The sequence below is a fragment of the Micromonospora sp. NPDC023644 genome (assembly GCF_040640115.1).
Taxonomy (GTDB): Bacteria; Actinomycetota; Actinomycetes; order Mycobacteriales; family Micromonosporaceae; genus Micromonospora.
Genome location: NZ_JBFABA010000016.1, coordinates 102,631 through 116,143 on the forward strand (window position 1 = coordinate 102,631; position 13,513 = coordinate 116,143).

Genomic DNA, 13,513 nt, shown 5'->3' on the forward strand with positions numbered 1-13,513 from the left:
GACGCCCCGGCGGGCGGCACCGGCACCGGCCCCGTGGCGGCGCGGCGCCGGCGGCGGACAGACCCGAGCCAGACCGACATGACCGCGCTGAGCGAGGTCAGCACCCAGCCCGGCCGTGGCGTGGCCGGCGGCGACGAGCGAAGCGAGGAGACGCCATGAGTGAGGCAGCACCGGCCGACATTCCCCCGTTCCGGTACACCGCGGCCCTGGCCGAGGAGATCGAGCAGCGCTGGCAGGACGCCTGGGCGCGGGAGGGGACGTTCCACGCCCCGAACCCGACCGGCCCGCTGGCCGACCCCGGTCACCCCCGCGCCGGGGCGGAGAAGCTGTACGTCCTGGACATGTTCCCGTACCCGTCGGGCGCGGGCCTGCACGTCGGCCACCCCCTGGGCTACATCGGCACCGACTGCTTCGCCCGCTACCAGCGGATGGCGGGGCGCAACGTGCTGCACGCGATGGGCTTCGACGCGTTCGGCCTGCCCGCCGAGCAGTACGCGGTGCAGACCGGCACCCACCCGCGCACCACCACGGTGGCGAACATCGAGCGCTACAAGGCGCAGCTGCGCCGGCTGGGCCTGGCCCACGACGAGCGCCGCTCGGTGGCCACCATCGACACCGACTTCTACCGCTGGACGCAGTGGATCTTCCTGCAGGTCTTCAACTCCTGGTACGACACGGACGCGAAGCGGGCCCGCCCGATCGCCGAGCTGATCGCCGAGTTCGAGGGCGGCAACCGGCCGACCCCCGACGGCCGGCCGTGGGCGGAGCTGTCCGTCGCCGAGCGCCGGGCCGTCGTCGACGACCACCGGCTGGCGTACGTCTCGCAGGCGCCGGTCAACTGGTGCCCGGGGCTGGGCACGGTGCTGGCCAACGAGGAGGTCACCGCCGACGGCCGCTCCGAGCGGGGCAACTTCCCGGTCTTCAAGCGCAACCTGAAGCAGTGGATGATGCGGATCACCGCGTACGCCGACCGGCTGCTGGACGACCTGGACACGCTGGACTGGCCCGAGCCGATCAAGCTGATGCAGCGCAACTGGATCGGCCGCTCCACCGGCGCGCACGTCGACTTCCCGACCGCCGTCGCGCCGATCCGGGTGTTCACGACCCGGCCCGACACGATCTTCGGCGCCACCTACATGGTGCTGGCCCCCGAGCACGAGCTGGTCGACGCGCTCGCGCCGGCCGCCTGGCCCGACGGGACGAAGGACGCGTGGACCGGCGGGCACGCCAACCCGCGCGCGGCCGTGGAGGCGTACCGCAAGGCGGCGGCGGCCAAGACCGACGTCGAGCGGCAGGCCGACACGAAGGAGAAGACCGGCGTCTTCGTCGGGGCGTACGCCACCAACCCGGCCACCGGGGCGCGGATCCCGGTCTTCGTCGCCGACTACGTGCTGGCCGGCTACGGCACCGGCGCGATCATGGCGGTGCCCGGCCAGGACGAGCGGGACTGGGCCTTCGCCGAGGTCTTCGAGCTGCCGATCGTGCGTACCGTGCAGCCGGCGGAGGGCTTCGACGGCAAGGCGTACACCGGGGACGGCCCGGCGATCAACAGCGCCGCGCCCGAGCGCGGCCTGGACCTGGACGGCCTGGGGGTGGCCGAGGCCAAGGCCCGGATCATCGAGTGGCTGGAGGCCAACGGGCACGGCGCCGGCGCGGTGACCTACCGGCTGCGCGACTGGCTGTTCTCCCGGCAGCGTTACTGGGGCGAGCCGTTCCCCATCGTCTACGACTCCACCGGCGCCGCGATCGCGCTGCCGGAGGAGATGCTGCCGGTCGAGCTGCCCGAGGTGGACGACTTCTCGCCGCGCACGTTCGACCCGGAGGACGCCGGCAGCAACCCGGAGACGCCGCTGTCGCGCCGGCGCGACTGGGTCGAGGTGGAGCTGGACCTGGGCGACGGCCCGAAGCGCTACACCCGCGAGACCAACGTGATGCCGCAGTGGGCCGGCTCGTGCTGGTACGAGCTGCGCTACCTGGACCCGACGAACTCGCAGCGGTTCGTCGACGCCGAGAACGAGGCGTACTGGATGGGGCCGCGCGGCGAGGGCGACTGCGGGGGCACCGACATGTACGTCGGCGGCGCCGAGCACGCCGTGCTGCACCTGCTGTACGCGCGCTTCTGGCACAAGGTGCTGTACGACCTGGGGCACGTCTCGTCGTTCGAGCCGTTCCGCAAGCTGTTCAACCAGGGCTACATCCAGGCGTACGCGTACACCGACGCCCGGGGCGCCTACGTGCCGGCCGAGGAGGTCACCGAGCGCGACGGCGGCTTCTACCTGGGCGACACCCAGGTCAAGCGCGAGTACGGCAAGATGGGCAAGTCCCTGAAGAACGTGGTCACGCCGGACGAGATGTGCGCCGCGTACGGGGCGGACACGTTCCGCGTCTACGAGATGTCGATGGGTCCGCTGGAGGTGTCCCGCCCGTGGGAGACCCGGGCGGTGGTCGGGTCGTACCGGTTCCTGCAGCGGGTCTGGCGGGCGGTCGTCGACGAGCAGACCGGCGCGCTGCGGGTCACCGACGCCCCCGCCGACGCCGCGACCCGGCGACTGCTGCACAAGGCGATCGACGGGGTGCGCGGCGACATGGAGGCGATCCGGTTCAACACCGCGATCGCCAAGCTGATCGAGCTGACCAACGGGCTGACCCGGCTGGCGGAGACCCCGCGTGAGGTGGCCGAGCCGCTGGTGCTGATGCTGGCGCCGTTCGCCCCGCACGTCGCCGAGGAGCTGTGGCGCCGGCTGGGGCACGACACCTCCCTGACGTACGCCGACTTCCCGACCGCCGATCCGGCGCTGCTGGTGGCGGAGACGGTGACCTACCCGGTGCAGATCAACGGCAAGGTGCGTGGCCGGGTCGAGGTCCCCGCCGACGCGCCCGAGGAGACCGTCCGCGCGGCGGCCCTGGAGGCGGTCGCGTCCTCACTGGCCGGCAAGGAGCCCCGCAAGGTCATCGTGGTCAAGGGCCGCATGGTCTCCGTGGTCGCCTGACCCGCCCCGCTCCCGCGTCGATCATGCAGCCGTGGTGGGGGACAAAGTCCCCGGAACCGGACGAGCCGGGCACCACGACTGCATGATCGACGCGCCTGACCGGTCAGGGGTCGCGGCGGTGGGTGAGGGTGATCGCCGTGAGGGTGGCCGTGAGGGACCAGGCGGCGAGGGTCAGCCAGGCGCCGGTGACCGTGGCCGGGTACGGGTCCGGGTTGAGGACGTCGGGGTGCACCTCGATCAGCCGCAGCCAGGCGGTGAGCGGCAGGGCGTTGTGCGCCTCGGCGATCCACCGGTGCTCGTCGCTGTCGACCAGCATCGGCGCCAGCAGGAGCACCGTCGTGGCCGTGGCCACGGCTGCGGCGGCGTGTCGGGTGAGCGCGCCCAGACCCATCCCGACCAGCGCGCACACGGGCACCAGCACGGCGCTCGCCGCGACGGCGCGCAGCACCCCCGGCTCGCCGATCGACCAGCCGGCGTCCCGGTCGGCGAGGATCGCCTGGGACACCCAGAACGCGGTCGCCGCGGTGGCCGTGCCAAGGACGAGCATGACGGCGGTCAGCACGGCGGCCTTCGCGGCGACCACCGCCCGGCGGGCGGGCACGGCGGCGAACGTGGCGCGGATCAGCCCGCTCTGGTGTTCGCCGACGATCGTCAGGGCGCCGACGGTGGCCGAGGCCAGGATCAGCAGCAGGTAGCCGGCCTCGGGGAAGGCGTCGCGCACCGGCCCGTACAGGCGGAACAGCTCCCGGCGCCCCTCGGGGTAGGTCGGCCAGTTCCGGTGGTCGGCGAGGCTGGCGTTGACGCTCGTGCCGATGACGAACAGGAAGACCAGCGGCAGCGTCCAGCGGGTCGAGCGCAGCGACCACAGCTTGATCCACTCGGCGGCCAGCAGGTCCCGGAACCGGGCCGGCGCCCCGGTCACGGTCGGTCGGCGGGTCGGCGCGGTCACGACGGTCATCGGGTCCCCTCCCCGGCGAGGTATTCGACGCTGGCGGCGGTGAGTTCCATGAACGCCTCCTCCAGCGAGGCGGTGCGGGTGGTCAGTTCGTGCAGCCCGACGCCGTGGGCGAGGGCGAGGTCGCCGATCCGGGCGGCCGGCAGGCCGGTCACGACGAGCGCCCCGGCGTCGGCCGGTCGCACGTCGGCGCCCTCGGCCGCCAGCACGGCGGCCAGCGTCGCCGGGTCGGGCGTACGGACCGTCACGCTGGCCCGGGTGCTCCGGGCGGCGAACTCGGCGAGGCTCTGTTCGGCGATCAGCCGGCCCCGGCCGATCACCACGAGCCGGTCGACGCAGTTCTGCATCTCGCTCATCAGGTGGCTGGAGACGAAGACCGTGCGCCCCTCGGCCGCCAGCCGCCGGAACAGGTCCCGCACCCACCGCACCCCCTCCGGGTCGAGGCCGTTGAACGGCTCGTCGAAGAGCAGCACGGGCGGATCCCCGAGCAGCGCCGCGGCGATCCCGAGCCGCTGCCGCATGCCCAGGGAGAAGCCGCCGATCCGCCGCCGTGCGACGGCCGAGAGCCCCACCTCCCGCAGCACCTCGTCAACCCGGCCGCGCCCGATGCCGTTGCTGCGGGCCAAGGCCGACAGGTGGGCCACGGCGCTGCGTCCGCCGTGCACGTCCCCCGCGTCGAGCAGCGCCCCGGCGTGGTGCAGCCCGCGTGGCCGGTCGGCGAACCGGACCCCGTCCACGGTGACGGTGCCGCTGGTCGGCGCGGTGAGCCCGATGATCATCCGCAGGGTGGTGGACTTGCCGGCCCCGTTCGGGCCGAGGAACCCGGTCACGTGGCCGGGGCGCACGCTCAGGGTGAGGTCGTCGACGGCCGTCGTGCGGCCGTACCGTCTCGTCAGGGCGTTGAGTTCGATCACCCGACCCACGCTGCCGTGCGCCGGGCGGCGGGGCGTCGCCCCGCCGGCCACACCTGGCGGCCGGTGACCCGCCCAGGGGCGTACGCCCGTGGGCCGATGCCCGGGCGGGGGCCGGCTGGCTACCGTGTGCGCATGGATGCGACCGCGCCGCCGCCGCGCCGCGCCCCGGCGCTGGCGCGGACGGTGCTGCCCTGGGTCGGCGTCGCGGTGCTGCCGGTCGCCGTGCTCATGGCCCCGGTCGTGGCGTCGAGCCGCAACGGCGTGGGGTTCGGCGACTGGTGGCTCGCCGAGCGTTACCTGGTGCCGCTGCTGGCCGTGGCCCCGCCCGCCGGCCTGCTGCGGCGCCGACCGGTGCTGGCCCTGGCGCTGATGCTCGTCGCGGCGTGCGTGGTCACCGTGGTCGTCAACGTCCCGGAGGACGGCTACCTGGCCGACATCTGGTACGCGCAGTTCCTGGCGGTGGACCTGGTGGTGGGGCTGATCGCGGCGGGGAGGTCCCGTCGCGTCTCGGTGCCGGTGGCCGTCGTGGCGCTCGCCGTGCAGATCACCGCGAGCTTCGTGAACCCCTCCACCGACCCGGTGAGCCGGGCCATGATCTCCGTGCTGGCGGTCGTCACCGCGTGGACGGTCGGCAACTCCGTGCGGGCCCGGCGCGGCTACGCCGAGGCGCTCCGGTCGCACGTCGCCGCCGAGGCGGTCACCGCCGAGCGGCTGCGCATCGCCCGCGAGCTGCACGACATGGTCGCCCACAGCATCGGGGTGATCGCCATCCAGGCCGGGGTGGGGGCCCGGGTCATCGACACCCAACCGGCGCAGGCCCGCGCCGCGCTGGCCACCATCGAGGCGACCAGCCGCGACACCCTGGCCGGCCTGCGGCGTACGCTCGGCGCGCTGCGCCGCCCGCAGTCGGAGTCGGCGTCGCTGGATCCGACGCCCGGGCTGGACGACCTGGACCGGCTGGTCGCGGCCACCGCCGACGCCGGGGTGCGGGTGGACCTGCGGCGCGGCGGCGAGCGGCGGCCGGTCCCGGCCGAGGTCGACCTCGCCGCGTTCCGGATCGTGCAGGAGGCGCTCACCAACGTGGTACGACACGCGGGCAGCGACCGGTGCCGGGTCACCGTCACGCACGGCCCCGACGAGGTCGTGGTGGAGGTCGTTGACGACGGTCGGGGCGGCACGGTCGGCGGCGAGGGGCACGGCATCGTCGGCATGCGGGAACGGGTCGCCCTGGCCGGCGGCCGGTTCCACGCCGGGCCGCGCCCGGAAGGCGGCTTCCGGGTGGCGGCGTGGCTGCCGGCGCCGCCAGCGGCGAAGGAGCCGGTCGGCTCGTGGCCCGGGACGGGGGACCGGTGAGCGTCCGGGTGCTGCTCGTCGACGACCAGCCACTGGTCCGCGCCGGCCTGCGGGTGCTCATCGCCGACGCCCCCGACATCGACGTCGTCGGCGAGGCGGGCACGGGGACCGACGCGGTGCGGCTCGCCCACGAGGTCGTGCCGGACGTGGTGCTGATGGACCTGCGGATGCCCGGCATGGACGGCATCCGGGCCACCCGCGCGATCACCGCGCACGGCGGCGTCACCCGCGTCCTCGTGCTCACCACCTTCGACGACGACGAGCACGTGCACGCCGCGCTGCGCGCCGGCGCGAGCGGGTTCCTGGTCAAGGACATGGCGCTGGACGACATCCTCAACGCGGTCCGGGTGGTCGCCGCCGGGGACGCGCTGATCGCCCCCGGGGTGACCCGCCGGCTCATCGCCGAGTTCGCCCGCCGGCCGACCCCCGCCGCCCCGACCCGGACGCTCGACGGCGTCACCGAGCGGGAGCGCGAGGTGCTGACCCTCGTCGGCCGGGGCCTGTCCAACGGCGAGATCGCCGCCGAGCTGGTGATCAGCGCGGCCACCGCCAAGGCGCACGTGGCCCGGCTGTTCGGCAAGCTGGGCGCCCGCGACCGGGTGCACCTCGTCATCGCCGCCTACGAGGCGGGGCTGGTCTCCCCGTCGCGGTGACGCGTCGTCCCGACGGGCGCGGGCCGCTGCCGGCCGTGGACCCGGGCGGTCAGCGCAGGGCGGCCGCCACCGCAGCGCGGTGGTCGGTGAGCCAGTCGTGCCAGCTGCGGATCATCGGTGGCACCCCGGCGTCGCGCAGCCGGCGCATGCTCTCCTCGCCCCGGTCCGCGCCGGCCACGATGCCCCGCCAGGTGCCGTCGAGCTGGGCGAGCATCACGTCGACCAGTTCGGCGCGGGGCAGCGCGAGCGGCTCCGCGCCGGCCGCCTCGTAGGCGTCGCAGAGCAGCCGGGCGCGCCGGCCCAGCTCCGCCGGGTCGGCGTCCGGCCCCAGCGCCGCCCAGTGCCAGGCGGCGAAGGCGACGTCCTCGACCCGCCGGCCGGGCGCGGCCAGGTCCCAGCGATCAGCGCCACGGGCAGCGGGCCGGCGGGGGAGTCCCGGTACACCGTGTTCTTCGGGGACAGGTCGCGGTGGCAGACCGTCTCGGCGTCGCCGGCCAGCGGGCTGCCCGCACAGGCGTCGTGCAGCCGCCGGAGCAGCTCGGCCAGCCGGGTCAGCGCCGGGTCGGCGAAGTACGCCGGGTCCTCCCGGTCCCGCCACGGCACCCGGCCGTCGACGTGGCTGAGCACCTGCCGGTCCCGCTCGTCCGTGCCTAGGTGGCGGGGCGCGACGTCCGCGCCCGTCCGCTCCAGGTGCCGCAGCAGCGCGGCGACGAAGTCGGCGTTCTCCGGCGGCGTACGCCGGACGGTGTCGCCGACCCGGACGACCTCGGCGACGAAGCCGCCGCCCAGCCGCTCCTCGGCGGCCCGGTCGGTGTGGCCGGTGGCACCGGTCGGCTGCCGCCGCTCGCGGCCCGGCCCGCTGTCCCCGCCCGCTCCGGGCGGCCCGCTGCGCACCGCCGGCCTCAGCTCGGCCCGAGCCGGCGCTGTCGCTCGGCGCGCCACCAGCGGCGGATCAGCACGACGCTGGCGACCAGGCCGAGCGCGGCCGGAGCGGCGCCGAACCAGTTCATGTCGCCCGGGGAGGTGACCGCCGCGCCCACCGCCGCGTAGCCGAAGGCGGTGGGGGCGGAGGCGATCACGCTGCCGGCGAGGAACGGCAGCACCCGGGCGCCGGTGGTGCCGTAGCCGTAGCTGACCAGCCCGAAGCCGGCGATCGGCAGCAGCCGTACGGTGATCACGCCGAGGACGCTCTGCCGGGCGAACCAGCCGTCCAGCCGGGCCAGCCGGCCGCGCACCCGGTCGGCGACGAACTCCCGCCCGAGGAGGCGGCCGACCGCGAAGCCCAGCGCCGCCGCGAGCAGCGCGGCGCCCAGCGCGTACGCGGCGCCCTCCAGCGCACCGAAGATCGCGCCCGAGGCGAGCGTGATGAAGGTGCGGGGCACCAGCGCGACCAGCAGCAGCGCCCCGCCGAGCACCGCCGCCACGGGGGCGAGACCGCCCAGCCGGTCGGCCATCCGGGGCAGCTGGTGCGCCTCGGGCAGGTCGACGACGAGCAGCGTCGCCCCGAAGGCGGCGAGCAGGAGCAGCAGCAGGGCGAACCGGACGGCCGACGGCTGCCGCAGCAGCCGCCGGACGGCCGGGATCATGCCCGGGCGGCGGCGGCCACCGCGGCGCGGCGCTCGGCGCGCAGCCGGTCCGACCAGGTGTCGTCGAGCGGCGGGAGCTGGTGCACGCCGGTGGCCCAGCGCAGCAGCAGGTCCGCCAGGGCGGGATTGCGGGCCAGGGCCGGGCCGTGCGAGTACGTGCCGAGCAGCTTGCCCCGCCACGCCCCCTCGGTGGCGCCGTCGTTGCCGACCCCGGCGGTGACCCGGGCCAGCGGGGAGACCCCGGGGCCGAGGTGGGTGCGCCCGCCGTGGTTCTCGAACCCGGTCAGCGCCGGCACGCCCAGCCGCGGGTCGATCTCGCCGGCCAGCTCGCCCACCGCGCGGGTGGGCCCCCGGTCGGAGGAGAGGTCGAGCAGTTCCAGCCCGGCGCAGAGGGTGCCCTTGGCGAAGAAGGAGGTGCCGAGGAGTTGGTAGCCGGCGCAGACCCCGAACACGACCGAGCCCTGGGCGACCGCCCGGTGCAGGCCGCCGTCGGCGAGCAGCCGCTGCGCGCCGAGTGCCTGCGGGCCGTCCTCGCCGCCGCCGATGAGGTAGATGTCGGCGGTGGAGGGGAGGCGCTGGTCGGAGCGCACCTCCAGCACCTCGACCGGGAAGCCGCGCTGGCGCGCCCGGCGGGCGAGGATCAGCGCGTTGCCGCGGTCGCCGTAGGTGGAGAGCAGGTCGGGGTAGATCCAGACGATGCGCAGGCTCTCAGTTGACACGGTCCAACTCCGCTCGGATGTCCTGGAACGCGGTGTAGTTCGCGATGACCTCCAGGCGGCCCGGGGGCACCGACCGGACGGCGTCGCCGAACGTCCGCACGTGCTGGAAGGGCACGTCGTTGACCTCCAGCCGGACCGCGAGGTCGTACGCGCGGTCGCCGGTGATCAGCACCTGCCGGCCCCGTAGCGGGGCGAAGTCGACGTCGAAGAGCCACGAGGTGTCCAGCCCGTCGGGGTCCCGGGCGTTGATGGAGAGCAGCGTCGGCGCCTCGTCGGCCATGTCGAACGCCTCCAACCAGCTGGCCGGGTTCTTCGCCAGCAGCAGCCGGATGTTGCGCCCGTCGCGGTCGACCTGGGCGTAGCGGCCCGCGACGGAGGTGACGGTGCCGAGCTGGAGCACCGCGTCGACGGGCCGGACGCCGAACTCGGCGGCGACGGCCAGCGCGGTCGCGGCGTTGCCGACGTTGACCTTGCCGGGGAGCTGGAGCTTGACCTTGTGCCAGGCGCCGGTCGGGTCGACCACGCCGTCGTCCTCCACGATCCACTGCGGCTCGGGCCGGCGCAGCGGGCAGCCGCTGCACCACCACTGGTCGCCGGAGCGCTGGATGGTGGAGCCGCACTCGGGGCAGACCCAGGAGTCGTCGTGCCAGCGTTGCCCGGCGCTGAACCAGGTGACGTGCGGCGGGGCGATGCGGTGGTCGTGGTTGGGCGGCGGGGTCGCGGCCCACACCACCATCGGGTCGTCGGCGTTGGCGACGATGCGGACGTTGGTGTGCCGGACCAGCGCGGCGCGCCAGAGCTGCGCCATCATGGCGACCTCCTTGGCCCGGTCGAGCTGGTCGCGGGAGAGGTTGAGCAGCGCCACCACGTGCGGTTCGGTGGCGTCCAGCACCTGGGCGAGGTAGTGCTCGTCCACCTCCAGCACGGCGTAGGGCGTGCTGCCGGCCTTGGCGAGCGCCGAGGTGTGGCCGGTCGGCATGTTGGCGCCGAAGGAGTTGGTGGCGACGCGGCCGAGCACCCCGACCGCCGCCGCGGTGAGCCGGGTGGTGGTGGTCTTGCCGTTGGTGCCCGAGACCAGGGCGATGGCGCGCCCGGCCGACAGGTGGGCCAGCAGGTCCGGGTCGATCTTCAGGCCGATCCAGCCACCGATCACCGAGCCGTCACCGCGCCCCGCGGCCCGCGACAGCGCCGCGGCGGTCCGCGACACCGAGCTGGCCACCTTTGCCCGCAGGGGCATCTTCGCGTCCGTCACCCGAGCGAGGTTACCGGACCGGCGACCCCGCCAGATCGCCGCCGACGGCGAACCGTTCGGCCGGGGTGACCCGGCGGGGCGGTCGGACCGCGCTCAGCCGGACGGAGTCGATCTATGTCGGAAAGCGGACCGGCCCGGCGGGCGCCGGGCCCTCCACTCCGCTCCACCCCCGTTGACGTGCTGTTTTGCGCGCCGAAAGGCCGCGCCACGCGGGCGATTCTGGTTGCGGGTGGAGGGAAGTGGAGTAGAGTGGGGCCCAATGGTGAGGCCGGGAGGGCCCACCGGCCCGGGGGTCAGCGGCGCCGCGAACGCCGCTCAAGGGCGAGGGGGTTGGGCCGATGTTTCTCGGCACCCACACCCCACGCCTGGACGACAAAGGCCGGTTGATCCTCCCGGCGAAGTTCCGGGACGAGTTGGCGGGGGGTGTCGTGATCACCAAAGGGCAGGACCGCTGCCTCTACGCCTTCCCGATGCCCGAGTTCCAGCGGATCGCGGAGCAGTTGCGCGCGCAGCCGGTGACCAACAAGGCGGCCCGGGCCTACAGCCGGGTCTTCTTCGCCAGCGCGCACGACGAGGTGCCCGACAAGCAGGGCCGGGTGACGATCCCGGCCCACCTGCGGGCCTACGCCGCTCTCGACCGGGATCTGGTCGTGATCGGCGCGAGCACCCGGGTGGAGATCTGGGACAAGGCTGCCTGGGAGACCTACCTCGCGGAGAGCGAAGACGACTTCTCCGACATCGAGGAGGGGGTGCTGCCCGGCGGTCTGTAGGGCGTGACGACGCCCGACGTACTGCGAGATCTCCACCCGCTTTCGAGTTCCTGGCACCCCTTCCCCGGTGCCAGGCGCACGATCCGATCGGAGGGCCGCGGCCTCCGACGGGCGGGAGCGGATGGGGATCTGGCGGTACGACGGCACGGCGTCGTCCGACGACGGACGCATGAAGGACGAAGGTTTCACACCAGTGGGGGTCGACATGGGGGAGCTACGCGGCACGCACGTGCCGGTGCTGCTCGAGCGGTGTCTCGAGTTGCTGGCCCCCGCGCTGGGCCGGGGCGGGCGGACGGTCCACGTCGACGCGACGCTGGGGCTGGCCGGGCACGCCGAGGCGGTGCTCGAGGCGCATCCGGAGACGGTGCTGATCGGGCTGGACCGGGACACCGAGGCGCTCGCCCACGCGCGCGTCCGGTTGGCCCGCTTCGCCGACCGGGTCCACCTGGAGCACGCCGTCTACGACGAGCTTCCGGAGGTGCTCGACCGGCTGGGCTATCCGGCGATCGACGGCATCCTGTTCGACCTGGGGGTCTCCTCCCTGCAACTCGACGCACCCGACCGCGGGTTCGCCTACGCGCAGGACGCCCCGCTGGACATGCGGATGGACCAGACCCGGGGGACGACCGCCGAGGAGGTGGTCAACACCTACGCCCATCCGGACCTGGCCCGCGTGCTGCGGGTCTACGGCGAGGAGAAGTTCGCGGGTCGGATCGCCTCGGCGATCATCCGCGAGCGCGAGCGGGCCCGGATCACCTCGTCGGCGCGGCTGGCCGAACTGGTCAGGGAGTCCATTCCGGCACCCGCGCGACGAACCGGGGGACACCCGGCCAAGAGAACGTTTCAGGCTTTACGGATCGAGGTAAACAAGGAGCTGGCAGCGCTGGAGACGGCGCTGCCAGCCGCGCTCGACAAGCTCAACGTGGGCGGCCGCATGGTGGTCCTGTCCTACCACTCGCTGGAGGACCGGCTCACCAAGGCGGCGCTCAGCGACCGGGTCCGCAGCAAGGGCCCGGTCGACCTCCCGGTCGAACTGCCCGGGTCCGGTCCGACGTTCCGGCTGCTCAGCCGGGGCGCCGAACTGCCCGGGGAGGTGGAGGTCGCCGCGAACCCGCGGGCCGCCTCGGTGCGGCTGCGGGCCGCGGAGCGACTCGACCCGGACGCGGCGCAGCAGGGGCGTACCGACCGCGAACGGTACCGCCGGCGGGTGAAGGCGATGCACCAACCAGGGGCGGGGTCCCCCGGGTCCGACACGGATCCGACGGACCCCGGGGGACGGGACAGGGACGGACGAAGAGGGGGAGGGACATGACGAATGACAAGCGCGACCGCCGGGACGTCACCGGCGGCGGGCAGCGCGCACCGCGGTCGGGGGGCCGGACCGCGGCGGAGCGGGCCACGCGCATCGGGACCGGCACGCCGCGGGCGGACCGCGCGAACCGGCAGGGGGAGACTCGCGCCCGGGGGGCGCGCGAGTTCCCGACCCAGGGCAGCGCCGCGCTGCGGCCGGCCGAGCGGGAGAGCGTCGCCACGGCGCGTCCGCCCCGGCTGCGGGTGGCGCCACCGCCGCCGGTGAAGGTGCCGCGGGCGCCGTTCGCCGCGCTGGTCCTGGTGCTGGTGGTCGGCGGGGTGCTCGGCATCCTGCTGGTCAACACGAAGATCAACGAGAACGCCTTCCGGCTGGAGAAGCTCCAGGAGCAGCAGGCCAAGCTCGACGTGGAGCAGCAGCAGCTGAACAAGGAGATCGCCGAAGCGGAGGCCCCGGGCAACCTGGAGGCCCAGGCCCGCCGGCTCGGTCTGGTGGAGGCCGGCGAGCCGGCCTACATCCGGCTGCCCGACGGCAAGGTGATCGGCGTGCCGCAGCCGGCCGAGGGTCAGCCCTCGATCACCAGCCAGCAGGGCGCGGGAGGCTGACGACCGTGCCGCCGAGATCGGAGGAACCGCGCCGGGACGCCACAGGCTCCCGGCGCGGTTCGTCCCGCAACACCGGTGGCCGGGGCGCCGAACCGCGCTCCGGCGAGCCGGGGGTCGGTGGCATCTCCGACGCCCGGGCGTACACCCCGCGCGGGCGCACCGTGCGCGAGCAGCGCGCAGGCGGCCGCGCCGAGCGGGACGCCGACGCCGGCCCCGCCGAGCAGCGCCGGACGCCGCGCAGCACCCGTTCCGGCGACCCGTTCCGCCCCGCCCTCCAGGTGCTCGACGGCGGGCGCGCGGGCGCCGGCCGGGCCGGCCGGCGGGAGGCGCCGGGCCGCTCGGGCGTCGTCCGTACGGTCACGCCCCGCGCCCCGCGCCACGACGACGACCCGCTGCCGCCGCCGCGC

The 13,513-nt window shown here is 74.9% G+C and carries 12 protein-coding genes and 2 pseudogenes; 7 read left to right on the forward strand and 7 right to left on the reverse strand.

Translation table 11 applies throughout. The annotated features are described in order from the left end of the window. Nucleotides 1–155 precede the first annotated feature (155 nt). Nucleotides 156–2,990: a leucine--tRNA ligase gene (gene leuS / locus AB0G08_RS15295; protein WP_358087530.1), complete on the forward strand. Its 2,835-nt coding sequence runs from the start codon at nucleotides 156–158 to the stop codon at nucleotides 2,988–2,990. A gap of 103 nt (nucleotides 2,991–3,093) precedes the next feature. Here leuS and AB0G08_RS15300 read toward each other — a convergent pair whose 3' ends face one another. Then, nucleotides 3,094–3,948, reverse strand: coding sequence for an ABC transporter permease subunit (locus tag AB0G08_RS15300; protein ID WP_358087532.1), 855 nt, complete (start codon nucleotides 3,946–3,948; stop codon nucleotides 3,094–3,096). Then, nucleotides 3,945–4,868 (reverse strand): ATP-binding cassette domain-containing protein, encoded by a 924-nt coding sequence (locus tag AB0G08_RS15305; RefSeq protein ID WP_358087534.1) that lies wholly within the window; start codon nucleotides 4,866–4,868, stop codon nucleotides 3,945–3,947. Before AB0G08_RS15305 ends, AB0G08_RS15300 begins: the two co-directional genes overlap by 4 nt. A gap of 123 nt (nucleotides 4,869–4,991) precedes the next feature. On the opposite strand from AB0G08_RS15305, the gene AB0G08_RS15310 reads away from it, so the two are divergent. Continuing rightward, nucleotides 4,992–6,212, forward strand: coding sequence for a histidine kinase (locus tag AB0G08_RS15310; protein WP_358087536.1), 1,221 nt, complete (start codon nucleotides 4,992–4,994; stop codon nucleotides 6,210–6,212). Further along, complete coding sequence (locus tag AB0G08_RS15315) at nucleotides 6,209–6,865, forward strand: response regulator transcription factor (RefSeq protein ID WP_358087537.1); 657 nt, start codon at nucleotides 6,209–6,211, stop codon at nucleotides 6,863–6,865. Before AB0G08_RS15310 ends, AB0G08_RS15315 begins: the two co-directional genes overlap by 4 nt. A gap of 49 nt (nucleotides 6,866–6,914) precedes the next feature. Here AB0G08_RS15315 and AB0G08_RS15320 read toward each other — a convergent pair whose 3' ends face one another. The 5 genes from AB0G08_RS15320 to AB0G08_RS15340 are packed head-to-tail and all read right to left on the reverse strand — an operon-like array spanning nucleotide 6,915 to nucleotide 10,407. Continuing rightward, the gene (locus AB0G08_RS15320; protein ID WP_358087539.1) at nucleotides 6,915–7,079 is read right to left on the reverse strand and encodes a hypothetical protein; all 165 of its coding nucleotides are present in this window, start codon (nucleotides 7,077–7,079) and stop codon (nucleotides 6,915–6,917) included. Continuing rightward, nucleotides 7,079–7,759 (reverse strand): phosphotransferase, encoded by a 681-nt coding sequence (locus AB0G08_RS15325; protein WP_358087541.1) that lies wholly within the window; start codon nucleotides 7,757–7,759, stop codon nucleotides 7,079–7,081. Before AB0G08_RS15325 ends, AB0G08_RS15320 begins: the two co-directional genes overlap by 1 nt. A gap of 8 nt (nucleotides 7,760–7,767) precedes the next feature. Next, nucleotides 7,768–8,451 carry a VTT domain-containing protein gene (locus tag AB0G08_RS15330; protein WP_358087543.1) on the reverse strand — a complete coding sequence of 228 codons (684 nt, stop codon included), beginning with the start codon at nucleotides 8,449–8,451 and terminating at the stop codon, nucleotides 7,768–7,770. Then, nucleotides 8,448–9,170, reverse strand: coding sequence for a glutamine amidotransferase (locus AB0G08_RS15335; RefSeq protein ID WP_101411882.1), 723 nt, complete (start codon nucleotides 9,168–9,170; stop codon nucleotides 8,448–8,450). The genes AB0G08_RS15330 and AB0G08_RS15335 overlap by 4 nt, the downstream gene beginning before the upstream one ends. Next, entirely contained in the window at nucleotides 9,160–10,407 is a 1,248-nt protein-coding gene (locus tag AB0G08_RS15340) for a MurT ligase domain-containing protein (protein ID WP_358087566.1), read from the reverse strand. Before AB0G08_RS15340 ends, AB0G08_RS15335 begins: the two co-directional genes overlap by 11 nt. Before the next feature lie 353 nt (nucleotides 10,408–10,760). Here AB0G08_RS15340 and mraZ point away from each other — a divergent pair, with 353 nt between their 5' ends. The 4 genes and pseudogenes from mraZ to AB0G08_RS15360 all read left to right on the forward strand — a co-directional run. After that, a complete protein-coding gene (mraZ, locus tag AB0G08_RS15345; RefSeq protein ID WP_358087545.1) occupies nucleotides 10,761–11,192 on the forward strand; it encodes a division/cell wall cluster transcriptional repressor MraZ in 432 nt (143 codons plus the stop codon). Nucleotides 11,193–11,397: 205 nt separating this feature from the next. Further along, a pseudogene (rsmH, locus tag AB0G08_RS15350) lies at nucleotides 11,398–12,511 on the forward strand (16S rRNA (cytosine(1402)-N(4))-methyltransferase RsmH). Continuing rightward, the gene (locus AB0G08_RS15355; RefSeq protein ID WP_358087547.1) at nucleotides 12,501–13,106 is read left to right on the forward strand and encodes a septum formation initiator family protein; all 606 of its coding nucleotides are present in this window, start codon (nucleotides 12,501–12,503) and stop codon (nucleotides 13,104–13,106) included. Before rsmH ends, AB0G08_RS15355 begins: the two are co-directional and overlap by 11 nt. 5 nt (nucleotides 13,107–13,111) lie before the next feature. After that, nucleotides 13,112–13,513: pseudogene (locus AB0G08_RS15360) on the forward strand (penicillin-binding protein 2); the annotation flags it as partial.

Excerpts from the sequence above, each read along its gene's own strand:
- leuS (WP_358087530.1), top strand. The coding sequence starts at position 156 with ATGAGTGAGGCAGCACCGGCCGACATTCCCCCGTTCCGGTACACCGCG.
- AB0G08_RS15310 (WP_358087536.1), top strand. The coding sequence starts at position 4,992 with ATGGATGCGACCGCGCCGCCGCCGCGCCGCGCCCCGGCGCTGGCGCGG.
- AB0G08_RS15330 (WP_358087543.1), bottom strand. The coding sequence starts at position 8,451 with ATGATCCCGGCCGTCCGGCGGCTGCTGCGGCAGCCGTCGGCCGTCCGG.
- AB0G08_RS15355 (WP_358087547.1), top strand. The coding sequence starts at position 12,501 with ATGACGAATGACAAGCGCGACCGCCGGGACGTCACCGGCGGCGGGCAG.
- mraZ (WP_358087545.1), top strand. The coding sequence starts at position 10,761 with ATGTTTCTCGGCACCCACACCCCACGCCTGGACGACAAAGGCCGGTTG.
- AB0G08_RS15320 (WP_358087539.1), bottom strand. The coding sequence starts at position 7,079 with ATGCTCGCCCAGCTCGACGGCACCTGGCGGGGCATCGTGGCCGGCGCG.
- AB0G08_RS15340 (WP_358087566.1), bottom strand. The coding sequence starts at position 10,407 with ATGCCCCTGCGGGCAAAGGTGGCCAGCTCGGTGTCGCGGACCGCCGCG.
- AB0G08_RS15300 (WP_358087532.1), bottom strand. The coding sequence starts at position 3,948 with ATGACCGTCGTGACCGCGCCGACCCGCCGACCGACCGTGACCGGGGCG.